This is a genomic window from Janthinobacterium sp. NKUCC06_STL (genome assembly GCF_019345455.1).
GTDB classification, from domain to species: Bacteria; Pseudomonadota; Gammaproteobacteria; order Burkholderiales; family Burkholderiaceae_D; genus Janthinobacterium; species Janthinobacterium rivuli.
This window is the reverse complement of sequence record NZ_JAHKQY010000011.1, coordinates 13,194-31,264: the sequence shown is the minus strand read 5'-3', so window position 1 is coordinate 31,264 and position 18,071 is coordinate 13,194. Positions and strand designations below refer to the sequence as shown.

Here is an 18,071-nt window from a genome sequence, read left to right as displayed (position 1 = left end):
CCATCAGACAGGTTCCGCGTGCTCCACCATCAGCTGAACTTTCGTGGTGCCATTGTATTCATTCGCATCAAGCCGGAACGCCACCCGCGTGCGTTCGCCCAAGGCGTCCGTATGCCCGAACCAGATGGCATCGAAGCGCACGCCGTTCTTCTCCAGCAGCAGTTTCAAGTGGCGTTCTTTTAAGATGCGCTGGCTGACGACGCGGAATTCATCGCAGAAGACGGGCGGGGCGAAGCCCTGGCCCCACACCTGGCCATCCATCAGCTCGATGAAGGCCGTCGTGTAATACGCGTCTTCCAGCGGGCCGTCCGTTTCCACGACCCGTTCCAGCTGTTGCTGGCTGAGCCAGGCCTGGCCCACGGCTTCGAAGGCCTTGGAAAACGCGTCGAAGGCGTCGGCGCGGATGGTCAAGCCCGCCGCCATGGCGTGGCCGCCGAACTTGTCGATCAGGCTAGGCGCCCGTTTCGACACGAGGTCGAGCGCGTCGCGCAAGTGAAAACCGGGAATCGAGCGTCCGGAACCCTTGATCCAGCCATCGGCGCCGGGCGCGAACGTGATGGTCGGGCGGTAGAATTTTTCCTTCAGGCGCGAGGCCACGATGCCGATCACGCCCTGGTGCCACGATTCATCAAACACGCTGATGGTGCTGCTGTTGGCCGGCTCGAAGTCATCGAGGTGCAGCAGGGCCGTGTCCTGCATTTCCGCCTCGATCTCGCGCCGCTTCAGATTGATGTCGTTCAGTTGCTGGGCCAGCGCCCAGGCGCGGCCTTCGTCGTCCGTGACCAGGCATTCGATGCCCAGCGACATGTCTTGCAGGCGGCCGGCCGCGTTCAGGCGCGGTCCCAGGGCAAAGCCCAGGTCGAACGGCGTGGCGCTGCGCGCTTCGCGGCCCGCCACGCGAAAGAGCGCCGCCACGCCCGCGTGCATATTGCCCTTGCGCATGCGTTTCAAGCCTTGCGCGACGAGGATGCGGTTGTTCGTATCGAGGCGCACCACGTCGGCCACCGTGCCCAGCGCCACCAGGTCGAGCAGGTTTTGCAGGGGCGGCTGGGTTTTCTGGTCGTAAATCCCTCTTTGGCGCATTTCCGCGCGCAGGGCCAGCAAGACGTAGAACACCACGCCCACGCCCGCCAGGTGCTTCGACGGAAAACCGCAGGCGGGCTGGTTCGGGTTGACGATGACGGCCGCGTCGGGCAGGGTGTCGGCTGGCAAATGGTGATCGGTGACGACTACCTGGATGCCGCGCCGGTTCGCTTCGGCCACGCCATCGATGCTGGCGATGCCGTTGTCGACGGTGATGATGATGTCGGGAGACTTTTCGCGGGCCGTCAGTTCGACGATTTCCGGCGTCAGGCCGTAGCCGTACTCAAAACGGTTGGGCACGATGAAATCGACGTCGGCGCCCATGGCGCGCAAGCCGCGGATGGCCACGGCGCAAGCGGTGGCGCCGTCGCAATCGTAGTCGGCCACGATGACCATGCGTTTCTTGGCGGCAATGGCGTCGGCCAGGAAGACGCCGGCCGCGCCGATGTGCAGCAGGCCGGACGGCGGCATCAGGGCCGCCAGTTCGCTCGACAGTTCTGCCGCGTCGGACAGGCCGCGCGACGCGTACAGGCGGGCCAGCACAGGGTGGATGCCGCCCTGGCGCAGCAGTTCGGATTCGCGGTAGGGGCAGGGACGGGTGGCGATGCGGGTACGGGTCATGATGCTTTCAACTTGTTCAAGGTAATCGCGCGCCAGAATTTGCGCTGCGCATGCTTGCTGGTGGTGCAGTCCAGCCAGGCGTCGCGGTGGCTCAGCACCAGGCGCAGCTGGCCAAGGCGGCCATCCTTGATGGCCGCCAGCAGGGGCGCGAACCAGTCCGCTTCCAGCGCCTGCAACTGCTGCAGCCACATGCCCCATTCCTGGGCTTGCGCCGCTTCGGTCAAGCAACCCAGCACGACAATCGCGTCCTGTTGGCTTGCCAGCACACTGTTTGGACTGGCATCGCGCTGCGCCGGTTCCGCCAGCGCGGCCAGCCAGCCCGGTACGTCTTTGGTATGCAGGCTGGACGCGCAGCGTGCAGCTTCAGCGTTGGCCAGGCTGGCGCCCCAGATCCAGAAGGAATTGATGGCTTTCAAGCCCCGCTCTTCGCGCGCCGCATTGACGGGATGTTCATGCCACAGCATCTGCACTTCGTTTTGCAGGCGGCGCCCGGCGCGCGCATGTTCGCCTTCCGGCATCCAGACGGACAGGTCTTGCGTGGTGGCGGCGTCCGGCGTGGCGCACTGCAAGTCGCTCCAGCCATCGGCGCGCATGAACCAGGTACCCGCGTCGCCATACGACAAGGGCTGGCCAATTTCGTCGAAATACGGGCGCGCCGTGTCGAACAAGGTGCGGCCATCGGCCTCGCTCAGCTTGAGCTGGCGCAAGTCTTCCAGGCTGATATGGCTGCGGGCGATGGCCAGGTGAGCCGGATGCAGCAGGAAGTAGCGCGCGCCCGGTTCCGGCGCCAGGCCGTAGCCGCGCATGGCCTGGGCCGCAAAGGCCGATTGCGCCGCCTCGCCGTTGGGCGCGGGCGACAGGGTCAAGGCATGCGCCAGCCACGCTTCGTGCGGCAGCAGCCGGTTGGCGTTGTCAAAAGTTTCTAAATTGCAATTGGAGGTGCGCGACAGCAGGGCCGCCAGGGCGGGCGCCTGCAAGACCTTGAGCAGGTCGGCAGCCAGCTCGGCATTGGGCAAGGCGAAGGGCAGGACGAGGGTAAGTTGATTCATCCCGAGATTGTAGGCGATTGTGGCGCTGGAGGAGTAGTTCCCGCGGTTTTTCCCTAGCCGCCGGGTGCGGAAAAATGGCGCCACGGTGATGTGTTTCGCGCATGAAATACCATTTGTGTGGCACACTGCGCGCTCGCATATCACGTTGTCGCGGGAGCGCATGAGCATCATCAAACAATTTCCTTTCGAGTGGCAGGTCGGCGTGCGCTATACGCGCGCCGGGAAACGCAGTGGCCGCAACAGCTTCATTTCCTTCATTTCCCTCATTTCCGTGGCCGGCATCGGCCTGGGCGTGGCCGCCCTGATCGTCGTCCTGTCCGTCATGAACGGCTTCCAGAAGGAAGTCACGGACCGTTTGATGTCGGTGCTGGCCCACGTCGAGGTGTTCGATACGAGCGGCTCGATGCCGAACTGGCAGGCGCAGGAGCGCGCCGCCTACGCCAACCCGCAAGTGAAAGCCGTGTCGCCCTTCGTGGAAACCCAGGGCATGCTGCTGAACGACGAAACCATGCGCCCGTCCATCGTGCGCGGCGTGCTGCCGCAGCAGGAAGCCACCGTCTCCAGCGTGGCGAGCCAGATGAAGCAGGGCAGTTTCAAGGAATTGACGCCAGGCTCGTACAACATCGTGCTGGGCATCGACCTGGCCAAGGCGCTCGACGTGAAAGTGGGGCAGAACGTCACCCTGATGCTGGAACGCGAGCCGAGGGCGGGCGATCCGGCCACTGGCATCGTCATGCCGCGCATGCGCGCGCTGAAGGTATCTGGCATCTTCGAGGCGGGCCACAATGAACTCGATGGCAGTCTGGCTTTCGTCAACATGCAGGACGCGGAGCAGCTGCTGCAGCTCGACGGCCCGTCCGGCCTGCGGCTGCGCCTGCACGACATGAACCAGGCGCCGCAGGTGGCGCGCGAACTCAAGGCGTCGATGCCGGGCCAGCTGTGGATGCGCGACTGGTCGCGCGCCAGTGCCAGCTGGTATGCGCTGGTGCAAAGCCAGAAGAACATGATGTTCATCATCCTCAGCATGATCATCGCCGTCGCCGCGTTCAATCTCGTCTCGACCCTGGTCATGTCGGTCACCGACAAGCAGGCCGACATCGCCATTTTGCGCACCCTGGGCGCCTCGCCGTTCTCCATCATGAAGATTTTCATGATCCAGGGCGCGCTGGTCGGCTTGCTGGGGAGTGCTTTGGGCGTCATCGGCGGCGTCGTGCTGGCGCTGAACGTGGGCGTCATCGTGCCCTTCATCGAAGGCATCTTCGGCTTGCACTTCATCTCCAAGGAAATCTACCAGATCAGCGCCGTGCCGTCGGACGTGCATTGGCTGGACGTGGCGCAGATCGGCCTGATCGCCTTTGGCCTGGCGCTGGTGGCGACCATCTACCCGAGCTGGCGCGCCGCGCGTGTCAAGCCGGCAGAGGCGCTGCGGTATGAATAGTTGGCTGATCAACAAACTGCCGGGGTCAGACCCGGCGGGTCAGACCCCTTGGAATTAACGAATCAATGAGCATGTTAAAAAATCTTCCTTTCGAATGGCTGGTCGGCTTGCGCTACACGCGGGCCGGCAAGCGCAGTGGCCGCAACAGTTTTATCTCTTTTATTTCGCTCATTTCCATGGCCGGCATCGGCCTGGGTGTGGCGGCGCTGATCGTCGTGCTGTCCGTGATGAACGGCTTCCAGAAGGAAGTGACGGACCGCATGTTGTCCGTGCTGGCCCACGTGGAAGTGTTCGACAACAGCGGCAGCATGCCGGACTGGCGCGCCGAAGCGGCGCAGGCCTTCAAGAATCCTGCCGTGAAAGGCGCCGCGCCGTTCGTGGAAACGCAGGGCATGCTGCTGCGCGACGATGCGCTGCGTCCCGCCATCGTGCGCGGCGTGCTGCCCGAGGAAGAGCCGAATGTCTCCGACGTGGCCGGCCAGACGCGCATGGGCAGCTTCAAGGCGCTGCAGCCAGGTACCTTCAATATCGTACTGGGCATCGAGCTGGCGCGCGCCCTGCGCGTCAACCTCGGCGAAAAAGTCACCCTGATGCTGGCGCAGGGCCAGGTCACGCCGGCCGGCGTACTGCCGCGCATGCGCAGTTTTACCGTCAGCGGCATCTTCCAGGCGGGCCACAATGAATTCGACGCCGGTTTGGCCTTCATCAACATCGAAGACGGCCAGCGTTTGCTGCGCCTCGATGGTCCGTCCGGCCTGCGTTTGCGCCTGGCCGACATGAACCAGGCGCCGCAAGTGGCGGCGGAACTGAAAAAATCCATGCCGGGCGACCTGTGGCTGCGCGACTGGTCGAAATTGAACGCCAACTGGTTCGCCGCCGTGCAGACGGAAAAGCGCATGATGTTCATCATCCTGACCCTGATCATCGCGGTGGCCGCCTTCAACCTCGTGTCGACCCTGGTGATGACGGTGACGGACAAGCAGGCCGATATCGCGATCCTGCGCACCCTGGGTGCTTCCCCTCGCTCCATCATGAAGATCTTCATGATCCAGGGCGCGCTGGTGGGTATCCTGGGCACGATTTTGGGCGTCGGCGGCGGCGTGCTGGTGGCGATGAATATCGACGTCATCGTGCCCTTCATCGAGCATTTGCTGGGCGTGCAGTTCCTCTCCAAGGACATCTATTTCATCAGCACCGTGCCGTCCGACCTGCGCTGGCCCGACGTCACCAAGATCGGCGTGCTGGCCGTGATCCTCGCCTTTTTGGCGACCCTGTACCCAAGCTGGTGGGCTGCCCGCGTGAAACCTGCGGAAGCCCTGCGCTATGAATAAACCACTGACGACTACCATGACCGATCTGAACAAACCTGCCTCCAACGGCGCTTCCGCCGATTCCGCCGTCCTTTCCTGCCGCGGCCTGGGCAAGACTTTCACGCAGGGCAGCTACAAGGTGCAGGTGCTGGCTGGCATCGACATCGACGTCCACCGCGGCGAGCGCGTCGCCATCGTCGGCGCATCCGGCTCCGGCAAATCGACCCTGCTGCACCTGCTGGGTGGCCTCGATACGCCCACCAGCGGCAAGGTGACCTTGCTGGGCAAGGACTTCGCCACCCTCAGCGAAAAGGCGCGCGGCGACTTGCGCAACGCTTCGCTGGGCTTCGTCTACCAGTTCCACCACTTGCTGCCCGAGTTTTCCGCGCTGGACAACGTCGCCATGCCTTTGATGATCCGCCGCATGAAGCGCGCGCCGGCCACCGAGCTGGCGCAGCAAATCCTCACGCGCGTGAACCTGGCCAAGAGAGTCACGCACACGCCCGGTGAATTGTCGGGCGGCGAGCGCCAGCGCGTGGCCCTGGCCCGCGCCCTCGTCACGCAGCCGGCCTGCGTGCTGGCCGATGAACCGACGGGCAACCTCGATCACGCCACGGCCGAACAGATTTTCGACCTGATGCTGGAACTGTCGCGCACCCTGGGCACGGCGTTTGTCATCGTCACGCACGATATCGAACTGGCCAAGCGCTGCGACCGCGTGCTGCGCCTGACGGACGAAGGGCTGCAGCCGTACCAATATTAAGGAACCGCCATGCTGTGGATCGACACGCACTGCCACCTCGACGCACATGAATTCGGCGATGAATCGCCGCAGGTGGCGGCGCGCGCGCAGCAGCAAGGCGTGGACATGATCGTCATTCCCGCCGTCGAACGGGCCAATTTCAGCATCGTGCGCGACCTGGCGGCAGCGGCGCCCAACGCCTGCTATGCGCTGGGTATCCACCCGATCTACGTGCCGCACGCCACCGAGGACGATTTGATCGCCCTGCGCGAAGCCGTGGCGCTGGCGATGAACGACCCGCGCTTTGTCGCCATCGGCGAGATCGGCCTCGATTTCTTCATCCCCATGCTGTGCGAACCGGCCATGCGCGCCAGGCAGGAACACTTCCTGCGCGAGCAGCTGAAGATCGCCCGCGACTTCGACCTGCCCGTGCTGACCCACGTGCGCCGCTCGCAGGACATCGTCCTCAAGCACGCGCGCCAGATCCGCCCGAACGGTGGCATCGCGCATGCGTTCAACGGCAGCTTCCAGCAGGCGCAGGGCTATATCGACCTCGGTTTCAAGCTGGGGTTTGGCGGCGCCATGACCTTTACCCGCGCGCTGCAGATACGCCGCATGGCCGCCGATTTGCCTTTGGCGTCCATCGTGCTGGAGACGGACGCGCCCGACATTTCCCCAAGCTGGATCCACCCGGGCCGCAACAGCCCCGAAGAATTGCCGCGCATCGGCGCCGTGCTGGCCGAGCTGCGCGGCCTGGCATTGGCCGACGTGGCCGTTGCCACCAGCGCCAATGCGCGCGCCGTACTGCCCCGATTACCCTTGATGGAATGAGACCACAATGAATAACAAGATCATCCTGGCCGCTTGCCTGTCCGGTGCCTTCGCTCCCGTTATGGCTGCGACCAGCGCTCAGTGCGACGGCTTGCCTCGCCTCGACGTCGCCACGCCGGCCGGCTTTTGCGTGGCCGTGCTGGCCGACGGCCTGAAATTTCCCCGTGGCGTACTGCCGCTGACGAATGGCGACATCCTCGTCACGGATATGACGGGATGGGCGCCGAAGCAGGGTAAATTGTGGCTGTTGCAGCCCAAGGCGGCCGGTGGCGGTTACGAGCGCAAGCTCCTGCTCGACAAGCTCGATCGCCCGAACGGCATCGTGCAGGGACCGGACGGCATGGTCTACGTGGGCGAGGTGGGGCGCATCTTCCGCTTCGACCTGCGCGACACCACGCGCACCGTCACTGACGTGATCGGCGGCAAGGCCAAGACGCCGCGCCTGCCGGGCCTCGGTTTGCACCTGCTGACGAACATGCGCTTCAGCCCCAAGGGCGACCTGTACGTGAACGTGGGCTCGAGCACCGACCATTGCGAGAACGATGGCAAGGCGCCGGACCCGGCCAAGGCTTGCCCTTCGGCGGAAGGCCTGGAAGCGCTGGGCGCCATCCGCGAATACGCGATGGCCTGGCCGGCCGGCACGGTGACGAGCTGGCGCACGCATGCGCGCGGCTTGCGCAACTCGATGGCGCTGGCTTTTCACCCTGCGACGGGCGAGCTGTGGCAGGCGGAAAACTCGCGCGACGCCATCCAGGCCGCCATGCCGCAACTGAAAAGCGACGAAAACCTGCCGCATGAAGAACTCAATCTGATCAAGGCCGACCGGCACTACGGCTGGCCGTACTGCTACGACGATAACGTCGCCAGTCCCGAATATCCGAAGACGGCGTGCGACGCCCAATACGCGGCGCCGGAGCGCCTGCTGCCCGGCCATGCCGCGCCGCTGGGCATGACCTTTTATACGGCCAGCCGTTTCCCGGCGCTGTACAAGAATAGCCTGATCATCGGCTATCACGGCTACCGCAGCAACGGTCACCGCCTGGTGGCCCTGCTGCCCGACAAGGCCGGTGCGCCGCTGGGCAAGTCCGTCGACTTGATCAGCAACTGGGAACGCAAGGGCAAGCAGGGCAGAGGCGCGCCCGTCGATGTGAAGCAGGGACAGGATGGCGATATCTATATGGCCGACGACCATAATGGGCTGGTGCTGAAGCTGCATTATGCGGCGCCGGGCAAACCGTAACTTTCACCGGTGTCGTACGTGTAGGTCGGATTAGCGGGGCAACGCCGCGCGTAATCCGACATCATTGTTGGCTGGTGTTGTCGGGTTACGGCCTTTGGCCTAACCCGACCTACCCGACCTACCCGACCTACCCGACCTACGCTTGACCTCGCTCAGTGCGGGGCTGGCGCATCCTTCTACAATCAGCCAGACCTCCCTCACTGACCATGGCTGGCCATGTATGTCCCCTTCCTTTTCATTGTATTGAGCCTGTGCCTGCCCAACGCACACGGGCAGGGCGCAGCCTATGCTCCGGCGCCGCGCCTGAGCGCCGACCAGTTGATCGCGTATTACCAGGAAGGGCCGGCCAAGGGAGCGATGGCCGATGCTATCTTCCTGCTCGATCAGCGCTACGCCAAAGGCTACCTGGCCGGCGTGGCCGATGCGGCGCAGGGGCGGCTGTGGTGCGATACGGGTCGGCTGAAAACGGTGGAAATCGACGCGCACATCGTCGCCGAACTGAAAAAGTTGCCCGCGCGCGCCCGTCTGGGCGAAGCGTCCACCCTGATTGTCGCCATTCTGGCGCGGCGTTTTCCCTGTTCCACTCCACCACCAGGAGGCTGACGTGAAACCTGCATTCATCAAGCTGCGCGAGAATTATCCGAGCGTGGCCGCCGTCGACCAGGCGGCCCTGTTCGGCGAAATCGGCTGGGAAGACTTGATCGGCAAGGACAGCTTTGCCAATACCTGCGCCATCCGCGTCAGCCTGGCCCTGATCAAGGCCGGCGTCAAGGTCAAGGGCCGCATGGCGATCCGCAAGGGGCCGTTCAAGGGCGCGCTGATCGAACCGGGACAGGCCAAGCTGGCGCATATGCTGGCCAGCCCCTCGATGTTTGGCCCGCCCGAGAAATTCGCACGCGACGCCGCCATCGCCGGCATCGGCCAGCGCAAGGGCCTCGTCGCCTTTTTCCGCATTCCCGGTTACCTGGGTGGCGCGGGCGGGCATATCGACATCCTCTTGCCATCCATCGGCGTGAAGGTGTGCGGTTCCGAGTGCTACTGGGATTGCGCGGAAGTGTGGTTCTGGGAAATCCGTTGACGTCTATTTGAACTTCTTCGAGCGTCCGCGCGAAGCCGCATTGTGTGCGCGCAGGATGGAGTCGACCCGCTCCGACGCGTCGCGCGACAGGTTTTGCGCCACGGCGATATCGGGGAAGAATTCGGGCAGGCGGTAGCTGAGCCACGCATACGCGGAATAGTAGCGGCAAGTGTCTTCCACCTGCTGCAAATTCTGCGTGCCGCCGCCATACGCGTGCTGGCGCAAGGTGCTGGTTTTTCCCTGCGACAGATTCTTCGCCCAGTGTTCCCACGCCGTTTGCAAAGACGGCACCTTGCTCGATATCGGCACCAGCGACAGGGTGAACTTGTCGGCCACGGACAGGGGCAGGGTGTCGAGCCAGACGGCGCGCTCCTTCTGGTCTTCCGTGATGCGGGGGAAGAAGAAGCCGTCTGGCACGTCGATATTGTGAATGAAGCGGCGCAGCAGTTTGGACAGCGACAGTTCGCCCGTCACCGACGAAATGCGGTGCAGGTGTTCAAGCGACGGCGCCACGGCGAAGCCGCTCGTATTCAGCGGGTGCAGCTTTTCCTTCAGCAGGGCGCGCATCACTTCATGCGTTTCGTTGTCGTAGCCCGCCACGAGGCCCTCTTCATGCACGCCGTAGCGGCCCGCGCGCCCGGCGATCTGGCGCGCCAGCGCGGCTGAAATCTCTTCCTCTTCGCGGCCATTGTATTTGACGCAGGTGGTCATGACGATGCGCGCGATCGGCATGTTCAGGCCCATCGCCAGCGCATCCGTGCCGACGACGATATCGGCCGTGCCATCGCGGAAGCGCTGCGCCTGCGCGCGCCGCACTTCGGGCGACAGGTTGCCGTAGACGGTGGCCACCGACAGGCCCGTTTCCGTGATCATGTCGCGCCACATCAGCACTTCGCGGCGCGAAAAGGCGATGACGGCGTCGCCGCGGCGCAGGTTGCGCACCTTGCGCACGGCGGTCGGCTCCATCGACAGGGGCGCCATGCGCTTGAGTACATGCACTTCCAGCGGGCAGTCGAGGCGTTCGGCCAGCGCCTCGATGGCGCGCCGCGCTTCGGGGGCTCCTACCAGATACACGGTGTGGGCCGGCGCGCCGCAGACGGCCGCCGTCCACGCGGCGCCCCGGTCCGGGTCGGCCAGCATCTGGATTTCATCGATGACGGCCACTTCCACGACGGTTTTCGTGTCCAGCATTTCCACCGTGCTGGCCACGTGCGTGGCGCCGTCGACGACCCGGCGTTCCTCGCCCGTGATCAGGCTCACGGCCAGCGGCTTGCCATGCGGCGCGGCTTCCTGCAGGCGCTCGTAGTTTTCCAGGGCCAGCAAGCGCAATGGCGCAAGATAGATGCCGCTCTTTGCCTTGACCAGCGCTTCCATGGCGCGGTGCGTCTTGCCGGAGTTCGTCGGTCCCAGCAGGGCGATGAAGCGGCGCGGCAGGCGGCGCGCCATCTCGAACGAGGCCGGATACTCGGCCAGGTTGATGCTCTGGCGCGTGCGCGCCGCATGCTGTTCTTCCTGCTGGCGCTCGATGGCGTGATGGAAGCGCTGGCGGATGCGGTCGAACACCATGCCCGCCGGCTCCGACGTCTGCATGTCGGCCAAGGTGTGCAGGAAGACCATCGGGTCCGTATCCACGTCTTCGCTCAGGCCCGCGATATCGGCGACGAAATCGATCACATGCTGGCGCAGCTCTTCGAAGACGGCCGCGCTGGCCCGTTCGCGCACGAGGGCCAGCTTGGTCTCGCGGTCCATCTTGCGCCACTTGGCCGGCCGCGCCAGCACGCCTTGGCTTGGTACCAGCGCATACGGCACCATCAGGTGGCCCGCCTTGACCACGCCGGAAAAGCGCACGAAGACGCGGCCTTCCATTTTCACCAGGCGGATATGCTCGGCCAGTTCCCCCAGTTCCGCGACCAGGGTGGCGTCGTTATTGTCTTCGCTGCTGTCAGAAATGTCGGTGGAAGTATCGTGAGGAAGTGCGGAGGAAGTCATGTCGTGCCTGGGTGTTGAAGTAAGCGAGGCCGATTATACCGTGCGAAGGCAAAGATTTTGCCCCGTGCGAGGTGCGGCTGTCACAAGAGCACTGATTTTCAAAGCGATGATTCTCTGTGCCGGATAAGCAACTGGCAGGCATTGAGAGCGGCGCTTCCATTCTGGCGAATCACTTTGCTTGAGCGTGGAATCGGAATGCGATATCTGGTGCTTCTCTCTCATCGTATTTTTCCCGTTCCATTTTTATTCGGCTGAATTTTTAAATATATTTTTATTAAGGTCGTTTGATTTGTTAAATTTAATTGTGAAACTTTAACTACCGTAGCGTCGATAATAACAAAGAGTAAGTTTCTATTGGTATCCACGGTGGTGATATTCGTATTATGTGCAGATTGTTTTTCTGGATGCGAGGTCGCAGGTGTTCTCTTGCACGCATCCGGCAATGGCTAATTATCGCCACGCTCCCATGGTGCCAGCAGCATCTGGCATGACTGAACGCGCCTTACCACGCTGTCGATTTGAAATTAAGCACGGCGGGATCGTTTCCTTATCGCGCCTGTATTTTTCATTGCGTGAGAAATTATCCGCTGGTGCGAAATGAATCGAATTAACTTGACAATTAATAAAGGCGAGCTGATGATGGCATCATATTTTACGAGGGAATTTTTGGCATGTTTTCAAAATAGCTGAAATTGACGGCGATGTGCGGCATTATTCTGGCTATCGAATGAGGCGCGCCGCGTTTTATATGAACGGCTTTGATTTGACGGTGCTCCAGGATACGTTGGCGACCGCAATACTTTTCACTTCGCGCTGACGCACAGCCAGCTTGCGATGACACTCGACATACCTGTGTATGTGACCCTGCGCCAGAGGATGGCGCGCGCAGGGATTTATCAGCCATCCGACTTTGGGAGAACTCCATGAATAAAAAGCTCGCTGCATTTCTTTTTGCGTCAGGCCTCGGTTTGGCGGTGACTGCGACGCCAGCCTTTGCAAGCTGCGCTAGCGCCTGCGCCGCCGAATGGCGGGCTTGCATTGCTGGCGGTACCGCTCAAGCTGAGTGCAACGCCGAGCGGTCCGCTTGCCAGCAAACCTGCAATTGACAGAAGGAGTACTGCGCGCCGCGGCAGCAACTATCGTAGCCTGTTGCCTCTGACGCCAGCAAGCCATGGCATCGATGGCAGTTCAGGCTGCCCGTGCGCGTACGGCCCGTAGTCCCCAGCCGGTGGCGATCAATCCGTCACCGGCTTGCAGCGGCGTCACGGCGTCCATGAACGCGCCGCGCAGGCGCTGTCTGGCGCCGTCGTCCAGGCGGTCGATATAGTAAGTGTCCAGCAGGGCCGTCCACAGTTCGCCCGGCGTGGGCGTCCATGGTACGTTGATGTCGTCGAATTCAACATCTGCGAAACTGCCATCGAGCAGCTCGCGCCAGCCCGCTTCGGACCCCGTGCGGCGGTCGCCAAAGCGCAGCGGTGGCAGTTCGGTACTGGCGATCGGCTTGAACACGCGCATGAAAACGTCGTTCACTTCGCCCAGCAAGAACGTCCTGCCGACAATGGCGGCGAACTGGCCAGCGGGGCGCAGCACGCGGCGGATTTCACGCACGACTTGTTCGATGTCGTCCATGAGCATCAGCGCCATGTGCGAAACGAGATAGTCGACGCTGGCCGATGGCAGGTCGAGCGCCTGGCCGCGCCCTGGCAGCAGATGCACGGACGGGGGCAGGGCGGCGCGCGCGACGGCCAGTTCAGCCTGACTCATGTCGATGCCGAACAGTTGCAGCCGGGCTTGCCGCCTGGCTGCCAGCAAACCCAGCAGATGGCCGTCGCCGCAGGCCAGGTCGAGCACAGTCAATGGCGTCGCCACGTCCGGTACCAGGCTGGTCAGCACATGGTAGGACGAGGTCCAGTTGGCAGCGGGGGAATTGGCCGGCAGATGAGCAAACGCGGCGCTGGTCGCGCCGACTTGCCTTTGATGAAAGTCCTGCAAATAAGTTTCGGCCGCTGTCAGTAGGGTCATGCAAGGTCCGCCAAGTCGTGGCGCCTGGCGCCGGATGGCCATCTTAGCATGGAGAAGATTTCACCAGCGGTGGTGCCGGATGGCGTGCTGAACTTTCTTATTCAGGACGCCATTGCGCCAGATCAGAGGGCAAAGCGCAGAAAACGCTCACAGTACCTGAGCCCTTTTCGCCGCGAGCTGATTCTGCCTTGATTCTGCCTTCTTATGCGCACCCTGATACTCGGCTTTGCCGCTGGCGCTGCCTGGTTGCAGACGCAGGCAAGCTTGCCATCGCAGGCGGGCACGTTGCTGTGGGTGATCGCTGGCGTAGGGTTTATTGCTAGTCTGGCGCTGCGCCACCACGCGCACTGGCGTTGCGTTGTTGCGCTTGCCGCTGGCGTGGGACTGGGTTTTTACTGGGCGGCCTGGCTGGCCCAGGCCGCCATGGCGCCGCAACTGGCGCTGGCCGATGAAGGACAGGATATTGTTGTCACGGGCACTGTGGTCAGTCTGCCGTACCGCTTCGAGCAGGGCGTGCGTTTCAATTTTGCCGTGGAGAAGGCGGTTGGGGCGAAGGTGCCGCCCTTGATCGCGCTGTCCTGGTACGCGGGTTTTCGCGATGCAGTGACGAACGATGTCGGCGACGTGCAGCCGGGCGAGCGCTGGCGCCTGACGGTGCGGCTGCAGCGTCCGCACGGCAATGCGAACCCCATGGGTTTTGACTACGAAGCGTGGCTGCTGGAGCAGGGCGTGCGCGCCACGGGCTATGTAAGGCCGCAGCCGCGCGCGGATACGCCGAACGTGCGCCTGGCCGCCTTCGTGCCCGGCTTTGGCAACGTGGTGGAGGCCAGCCGCGCGGCCTTGCGCGCGCGCATCTTGCGCAGCTTGGACGGCAAGCAGTATGCGGGCGTGATCGTGGCGCTGGTGGTGGGCGACCAGCGCGCCATACCCCAGTCGGACTGGCAAGTGTTCAACCGCACGGGCGTGAGCCATTTGATTTCCATCTCGGGTTTGCACATTACGATGATCGCGGGCCTGTTCGCGCTGGGTGCGGGCGCGTTGTGGCGCCGTTCATTCTTTACCGACTGGCAACTGCCCTTGCGCTTGCCGGCGCAAAAGGTGGCGGCCCTGGCCGGCGCGCTGGCCGCGTTCTTGTACGTGCTGCTGGCCGGCTTCGGCGTGCCCGCGCAGCGCACCTTGTATATGTTGCTGGTGGTCGCGCTGGCCTTGTGGCTGGGACGCATCACCAGCATAGGCCATATCCTGTGCCTGGCGCTGGGCGTGGTCGTGCTGCTCGACCCGTGGGCCGTGTTGTGGCCCGGCTTCTGGCTGTCGTTCGGCGCCGTCGCCACCATGCTGTACGCGACGGCAGGGCGCACCACGGCGCCGATGCCGCTGCAGGCCGGACGCTGGCGTCGTCTGCGCGCGGCCGTGGCGCTGGGCGCCCACACGCAGTATGTGGTGACGGTGGGACTGGTGCCGTTGACGATGCTGCTGTTCTCGCAAGTGTCGCTGGTCAGCCCCGTGGCCAATGCGCTGGCCATCCCCATCATCAGCCTGGTCGTCACGCCCTTGTCCCTGGCTGGCAGCCTGCTGCCGACGCCCCTGTCCGATGGATTGCTGCTGCTGGCGCACGCCATCGTGCAGATGCTGGCGCAGTTGCTCGAGTGGCTGGGTGCGCGCCGCTTTGCCGTGTGGACGGCGCCCGCGCCGCCAATGTGGAGTTTTTGCTGGGCATTGCTTGGCACGGCATGGCTGCTGGCGCCACGGGGATGGCCGCATCGCTGGGCGGGCATGCTGGGCTGGCTGCCGCTGCTGACGGCCTTGCCATCGAGTCCGCCTCCGGGCCAGATGTGGATCACGGCTTTTGACGTGGGACAAGGCATGGCCGTGCTGGTGGAAACGCATGAACACCGCCTGCTGTACGACACGGGACCCGCCTACAGCCTCGATTCCGATGGGGCCAGCCGGGTCATCGTGCCTTACCTGCGCGCACGCGGCATAGGCAAGCTCGACGGCGTGATCATTTCCCACAGCGACCTCGATCACGCAGGCGGCGCGATGTCCCTGCTGGAAAACGTGCAAGTGGGCTGGCTGGCCTCGTCGCTGTTCGGTGGCCACCCGGCCGTCGAGGCGCGGCGGGAGTTACACCAGCCCTATCTGCACTGCATGGCAGGCCAGAGCTGGACGTGGGAAGGCGTGCACTTCGCCATGTTGCACCCATTGCCGGCGAGCCACATGGACATCGCCCTGAAGCCGAACGCCCGCAGTTGCACCGTGAAAATCACGGCTGGAAAGCACGCGATCCTGCTGGCCGGCGACATTGAAGCGGCGCAGGAGGCGCAATTGCTGGCGCGCTCGATGGACGGCGAACTGGCCGCCGACGTGCTGCTGGCGCCTCATCACGGCAGTGGGACGTCATCGACGCCGGCATTTTTGAACGCGGTCCATCCGACCCTGGCTATTTTTCAGGTCGGGCACAGGAATCGCTATAAACATCCGAAGGCGCAGGTGTATGCACGCTATGGCGACATGGGCATTGCGCGGTTGCGCACGGATGTGACGGGGGCGGTGGTGCTGGAGTTTGGGGACAATATTGATGTAACGCGGTATCGCGCCAGCCGGCCGCGGTACTGGCATAGCCGCTAGGAATGCCTGGATTGACGTCAATTCTCAGCGGCATTCAGACTGGAAATATTTGCATACCTTTCAGATGCCCCATTTCACTAGGCTCTATTCCTTCTACCATTCCGTTGAGAAGTTTAATTAGTTCAGCATTTTCTTCTTTGCTATGTTGGCTCAATCTGTTCATAACGTTTCCGAAGTTTCTGACAAAATCCGCATGCGTTTTGGCGATCGGAAGTTCATTATTAGCCATTCTTCTTGTTATTTCGTTAATTGAATTCTCCTCAAAGGAATGCGTTTCAATTGATATTTTATTTCTTTTTAAAAGATCTTTGAGTTTACGTCTAGCTTTATCTCTCTTTCCGCTTTTTGCACATGCCAAACACCATTTGTGCAAAATTTCGAGTTGATATTGAGTAACCTTATCACTATCGAACTCCATTATTTCATCAAGTATCTGCAATCTAATTGATGGCAATGTTGTACTTAGCAAGAGAGCTCTATCAGGATGCTCACTTAATGGATTTTTTTTCAGATGATCTATGATTAATAATGGGAAGAGACTGAATGCGGTATCAATGGATTTTTTTGCATCAATGTCAAGGATTTTTTGGTTTGAATTGTAGTGCGACGCTTGATCACCAATTTTTTTTATTTGGTTAAGGGCATCAATGACCGTAGGGTGTATCTTTCCCTTTAGTTTTAATATTAATTCTCCAATTGATGAATTTTGAAAATTGTCACCCGTGGGAAATTTATCAGAAAGAAAATCTTTTATTATCATTTCTGCAAACCATCTCGCAGTATTTGCTTTGCTTTCTGGCGAGGGTGCATCAGAGGTTAAATCAAATTTCCTGTGTATCGCTTGTGTTGGAATTAACTTGCTCATGTCGGAATATTTTTCTTTGTGAAGAATTTGAGAGGTGTCTTTTAAATTTTAACATGCAGGATATATTTTCACTTTTTATCTGCATAAGATTGACAACTATGTTTTACTAGTTTCCCCTTTCATCCGGTATCTCCAACCCCCGCTGCCGCACATATTCCAGAAACAACCTTGCTCCCTTGGCCATCCTCGAGGTGCCATACACGGCATGGATGCTGGGATCGAGCTCTTTTGACGACGTCAGCCGGTACGCCGTGCAGACCCGGCGCAGGGTGCCGGCGGCCACGGCGGGCTCGGCCAGCCAGCTGGCCAGGCGCACGATGCCGGCGCCTTCGAGGGCCGCCTGGAAGGTGGCGATACCGGAAGTGAAGCGGAAGCGCGGCTGTACCTGGTAGCGCACGTTGCGTTCGCTGGAAACGAAATGCCAGTCGCGCAGGATGCGCGGGGCCGAGTGCATGATGATGTCGTGGCCGGCCAGCTCTTCCGGTTCCTCGGGCGCGCCCATGCGTTCGATATAGGCGGGCGAGGCGTACATGTAGCGGCGGTAATTCCACAGAGGGTAGCCGATCAGCTCGCTCGACTGGGGGAAGGCGCCGCGGATGGCAAAGTCCAGCTTTTCCTGGATAGGGTCGATCGATTTATCCGAGAAATGGATGTCCACTGACACGTTCGGGTAGTCGCGCGAAAACTGTGCCACCACTTTCGGCAGAAAACCCAGCGACAGGATTTCCGGCGCGGAAAGGCGCACCCAGCCTTGCGGCGAGTTGCTCAATTCCGCCAATTGGTCTTCCGCCTCGGCCTGCGTTTCCAGCAAGTGTTTGGCCGACGCGTAATACGTTTCGCCGGCCGTCGTCAGGGTGAACTGCTTTTGCGTGCGCAAGATCAGCTCGGCGCCGATGGCGTCTTCGAGGAACTGGATGGCGCGCGTGACGGCCGACGGCGAGCGTCCCAGCATGCGTGCCGCGTGGATGAAGCTGCGCTTTTCCACCACGGTGCAGAATGCGCGGATCTCCCACATCAGTTTCATCGACATCGGTGACTCCTGGCAAAAGAGGCCAGTAGACCGCAGTGTCAGGCATTTCGTCAAGTGCGATGCCTCATGGCGTTTTTCGCAATGCGCACGAATGAACACGTGGGGGTGCGGGGAGCGGCTATTCCCATGAGTAACTTCGGGCAGT

General features: G+C 61.9%; 15 protein-coding genes. 9 read left to right on the top strand and 6 right to left on the bottom strand.

Annotated elements, in window-relative coordinates; genetic code table 11:
* Positions 1 to 3: 3 nt before the first annotated feature.
* Both recJ and KO539_RS25370 read right to left on the bottom strand, forming a co-directional pair.
* Entirely contained in the window at positions 4 to 1,704 is a 1,701-nt protein-coding gene (recJ, locus tag KO539_RS25375; RefSeq protein WP_099403146.1) for a single-stranded-DNA-specific exonuclease RecJ, read from the bottom strand.
* Positions 1,701 to 2,753 (bottom strand): hypothetical protein, encoded by a 1,053-nt coding sequence (locus tag KO539_RS25370; protein ID WP_219312700.1) that lies wholly within the window; start codon positions 2,751 to 2,753, stop codon positions 1,701 to 1,703. Before KO539_RS25370 ends, recJ begins: the two co-directional genes overlap by 4 nt.
* Positions 2,754 to 2,913: 160 nt before the next feature.
* Here KO539_RS25370 and KO539_RS25365 point away from each other — a divergent pair, with 160 nt between their 5' ends.
* The 7 genes from KO539_RS25365 (at position 2,914) to KO539_RS25335 (ending at position 9,392) form a co-directional block, all read left to right on the top strand.
* Complete coding sequence (locus tag KO539_RS25365; RefSeq protein WP_035827518.1) at positions 2,914 to 4,191, top strand: lipoprotein-releasing ABC transporter permease subunit; 1,278 nt, start codon at positions 2,914 to 2,916, stop codon at positions 4,189 to 4,191.
* 65 nt (positions 4,192 to 4,256) lie between these two features.
* The gene (locus KO539_RS25360; protein WP_070310877.1) at positions 4,257 to 5,522 is read left to right on the top strand and encodes a lipoprotein-releasing ABC transporter permease subunit; all 1,266 of its coding nucleotides are present in this window, start codon (positions 4,257 to 4,259) and stop codon (positions 5,520 to 5,522) included.
* A gap of 16 nt (positions 5,523 to 5,538) precedes the next feature.
* Positions 5,539 to 6,264, top strand: a complete 726-nt coding sequence (gene lolD / locus KO539_RS25355; RefSeq protein ID WP_035819561.1) for a lipoprotein-releasing ABC transporter ATP-binding protein LolD — start codon at positions 5,539 to 5,541, stop codon at positions 6,262 to 6,264.
* A 12-nt stretch (positions 6,265 to 6,276) separates the two neighbouring features.
* A complete protein-coding gene (locus KO539_RS25350; RefSeq protein WP_219312906.1) occupies positions 6,277 to 7,074 on the top strand; it encodes a TatD family hydrolase in 798 nt (265 codons plus the stop codon).
* 7 nt (positions 7,075 to 7,081) lie between these two features.
* Entirely contained in the window at positions 7,082 to 8,314 is a 1,233-nt protein-coding gene (locus tag KO539_RS25345) for a sorbosone dehydrogenase family protein (RefSeq protein ID WP_219312698.1), read from the top strand.
* A gap of 216 nt (positions 8,315 to 8,530) precedes the next feature.
* Complete coding sequence (locus KO539_RS25340; RefSeq protein ID WP_219312696.1) at positions 8,531 to 8,917, top strand: Rap1a/Tai family immunity protein; 387 nt, start codon at positions 8,531 to 8,533, stop codon at positions 8,915 to 8,917.
* A 1-nt stretch (position 8,918) separates the two neighbouring features.
* A complete protein-coding gene (locus KO539_RS25335) occupies positions 8,919 to 9,392 on the top strand; it encodes a T6SS effector amidase Tae4 family protein (RefSeq protein WP_035819555.1) in 474 nt (157 codons plus the stop codon).
* Between the two features lie 3 nt (positions 9,393 to 9,395).
* Here the strand turns inward: KO539_RS25335 and KO539_RS25330 are convergent, their stop codons facing one another.
* Positions 9,396 to 11,381 carry a helicase-related protein gene (locus tag KO539_RS25330; RefSeq protein WP_219312694.1) on the bottom strand — a complete coding sequence of 662 codons (1,986 nt, stop codon included), beginning with the start codon at positions 11,379 to 11,381 and terminating at the stop codon, positions 9,396 to 9,398.
* A gap of 1,188 nt (positions 11,382 to 12,569) precedes the next feature.
* Positions 12,570 to 13,403: a class I SAM-dependent methyltransferase gene (locus tag KO539_RS25325; RefSeq protein ID WP_219312692.1), complete on the bottom strand. Its 834-nt coding sequence runs from the start codon at positions 13,401 to 13,403 to the stop codon at positions 12,570 to 12,572.
* A gap of 48 nt (positions 13,404 to 13,451) precedes the next feature.
* Between KO539_RS25325 and KO539_RS25320 the strand changes: the two genes are divergently transcribed.
* Both KO539_RS25320 and KO539_RS25315 read left to right on the top strand, forming a co-directional pair.
* Complete coding sequence (locus KO539_RS25320) at positions 13,452 to 13,595, top strand: hypothetical protein (RefSeq protein ID WP_219312690.1); 144 nt, start codon at positions 13,452 to 13,454, stop codon at positions 13,593 to 13,595.
* A 12-nt stretch (positions 13,596 to 13,607) separates the two neighbouring features.
* Positions 13,608 to 16,031 carry a DNA internalization-related competence protein ComEC/Rec2 gene (locus tag KO539_RS25315; RefSeq protein ID WP_219312689.1) on the top strand — a complete coding sequence of 808 codons (2,424 nt, stop codon included), beginning with the start codon at positions 13,608 to 13,610 and terminating at the stop codon, positions 16,029 to 16,031.
* 34 nt (positions 16,032 to 16,065) lie between these two features.
* Here the strand turns inward: KO539_RS25315 and KO539_RS25310 are convergent, their stop codons facing one another.
* On the bottom strand, positions 16,066 to 16,896 hold the full coding sequence (locus KO539_RS25310) for a hypothetical protein (RefSeq protein ID WP_219312687.1): 831 nt from the start codon (positions 16,894 to 16,896) through the stop codon (positions 16,066 to 16,068).
* A 106-nt stretch (positions 16,897 to 17,002) separates the two neighbouring features.
* Positions 17,003 to 17,926 carry a LysR family transcriptional regulator gene (locus KO539_RS25305; protein ID WP_219312685.1) on the bottom strand — a complete coding sequence of 308 codons (924 nt, stop codon included), beginning with the start codon at positions 17,924 to 17,926 and terminating at the stop codon, positions 17,003 to 17,005.
* Positions 17,927 to 18,071: the final 145 nt, after the last annotated feature.

Excerpts from the sequence above, each read along its gene's own strand:
- recJ (WP_099403146.1), bottom strand. The coding sequence starts at position 1,704 with ATGACCCGTACCCGCATCGCCACCCGTCCCTGCCCCTACCGCGAATCC.
- KO539_RS25370 (WP_219312700.1), bottom strand. The coding sequence starts at position 2,753 with ATGAATCAACTTACCCTCGTCCTGCCCTTCGCCTTGCCCAATGCCGAG.
- KO539_RS25365 (WP_035827518.1), top strand. The coding sequence starts at position 2,914 with ATGAGCATCATCAAACAATTTCCTTTCGAGTGGCAGGTCGGCGTGCGC.
- KO539_RS25360 (WP_070310877.1), top strand. The coding sequence starts at position 4,257 with ATGAGCATGTTAAAAAATCTTCCTTTCGAATGGCTGGTCGGCTTGCGC.
- lolD (WP_035819561.1), top strand. The coding sequence starts at position 5,539 with ATGACCGATCTGAACAAACCTGCCTCCAACGGCGCTTCCGCCGATTCC.
- KO539_RS25345 (WP_219312698.1), top strand. The coding sequence starts at position 7,082 with ATGAATAACAAGATCATCCTGGCCGCTTGCCTGTCCGGTGCCTTCGCT.
- KO539_RS25340 (WP_219312696.1), top strand. The coding sequence starts at position 8,531 with ATGTATGTCCCCTTCCTTTTCATTGTATTGAGCCTGTGCCTGCCCAAC.
- KO539_RS25330 (WP_219312694.1), bottom strand. The coding sequence starts at position 11,381 with ATGACTTCCTCCGCACTTCCTCACGATACTTCCACCGACATTTCTGAC.
- KO539_RS25325 (WP_219312692.1), bottom strand. The coding sequence starts at position 13,403 with ATGACCCTACTGACAGCGGCCGAAACTTATTTGCAGGACTTTCATCAA.
- KO539_RS25320 (WP_219312690.1), top strand. The coding sequence starts at position 13,452 with ATGGAGAAGATTTCACCAGCGGTGGTGCCGGATGGCGTGCTGAACTTT.
- KO539_RS25315 (WP_219312689.1), top strand. The coding sequence starts at position 13,608 with ATGCGCACCCTGATACTCGGCTTTGCCGCTGGCGCTGCCTGGTTGCAG.
- KO539_RS25310 (WP_219312687.1), bottom strand. The coding sequence starts at position 16,896 with ATGAGCAAGTTAATTCCAACACAAGCGATACACAGGAAATTTGATTTA.
- KO539_RS25305 (WP_219312685.1), bottom strand. The coding sequence starts at position 17,926 with ATGTCGATGAAACTGATGTGGGAGATCCGCGCATTCTGCACCGTGGTG.